Here is a 1,415-nt window from a genome sequence, read left to right as displayed (position 1 = left end):
GATGATGTACAATAGTTTGTGTAACCAGAATTTGTGACCTGCAGGCGCAAAAAAAGTAGGGTATCTTGGAGTGTGCGTAAACCACAAGAAAGGAACCCTACTCATGACTACTATACACCAAGATATGCTCGCAGATCTATTTGAAAAACTTGTCACGCAGTTTATTAAAGAGAACCTGGAGTCCATCATGAAAGCTGAAATCAAAAGCTTCATGGAGAATGAACAAGAAAAGCCTAATAGTCGGAACGGATACTACCAGCGCTCTCTTCAGACCAAGTTCGGCACGATCGAGGATCTCCGTGTACCACGGGATCGGAACAGCGAGTTTCAAACGCATGTATTCGAACCTTACCAACGCCGAGATGGCTGGCTGGAAGAGGCGGTGATCCAAATGTACAAAGCCGGCATGGGCACGCGAGACGTCGCTCGCTTCATCGAGAGCATGTTTGGCAGCCACTATTCACCCACGACCGTCAGCAACATTACCGCGACCGTGCTGGAGGATATCCAGCAATGGCAATCCAGGCCGCTGCAGAAGCGCTATGCTGTCCTCTACTTAGATGGCCTGTATGTGAAGCTGCGACGCAGCCGTGTCAGCGGTGAGGTCGTCTATTTTGCCATGGGCATTGATGAGGATGGCCACCGACAGATTCTCGGATTTTACGTGGGCGGCCAGGAGAGCGCCAACGGCTGGCGGGATGTCCTCAAAGACCTGTACAAGCGCGGTGCCCAAGAAGTCCTTCTCGGCGTGTTTGACGGCCTGCCCGGACTCGATGATGCGTTTCGAGAGGTGTACCCGAAAGCCGACGTCCAACACTGCATTGTACACAAGGTGCGCTCGACGTTCCCCAAGATTCGCGTGCAGGATAAGACGGAGTTTCTGGATGATCTGAAAACGGTCTACCATGCACTCGATCATGAACTTGCCCTAGCTGCCTTCGACACGTTCAAGGACAAGTGGGGCAAGAAGTATCCGAAAGAGATTCAATCCTGGGAGGAGCAATTGGATACGCTGCTGACGTTTTACAAGTACCCGCCGCAAATTAAAAATGCCATCTATACATCAAATCCAATCGAGCGAATGAACAAAGAATTTCGTAAGCGACTGAAGCCGATGAACAGCTTAACCAATATCGACGCGGTGGAGAAGATCATTTACCTCGATATCATGGACTACAACGAGCGTTATGCTAACCGCGTCACTACTGGTTTCGGTCAGCCGGGTGTCAAGGAAAAGCTGGTACAGATGTTCGAGGAGCGTTATCCCACGACTGCAACATCGGTGGAATAAAAAACCAGTGCCCCGCCTACGCTTGGGCTATGTTCGTCAAGGTGTCAGAAGATTCAAACACTATGCGTTCACGCAACCACTTCTGGATATATCTACTACGTTACACAAACTTCTTGACACTACC

At 50.1% G+C, this 1,415-nt stretch carries 1 protein-coding gene; it reads left to right on the top strand.

What is annotated here, in order from left to right:
• Nucleotides 1-103: 103 nt before the first annotated feature.
• Complete coding sequence (locus NR121_RS24895) at nucleotides 104-1,291, top strand: IS256 family transposase (protein WP_054820369.1); 1,188 nt, start codon at nucleotides 104-106, stop codon at nucleotides 1,289-1,291.
• The last annotated feature ends 124 nt before the right edge of the window (nucleotides 1,292-1,415 follow it).

Source organism: Paenibacillus sp. Pae15, from assembly GCF_024519685.1.
GTDB classification, from domain to species: Bacteria; Bacillota; Bacilli; order Paenibacillales; family NBRC-103111; genus Paenibacillus_G; species Paenibacillus_G naphthalenovorans.
This window is presented reverse-complemented; position numbering and strand designations above follow the sequence as displayed.

Coding starts and splice junctions, on each gene's coding strand:
- NR121_RS24895 (WP_054820369.1), top strand. CDS start 104: ATGACTACTATACACCAAGATATGCTCGCAGATCTATTTGAAAAACTT.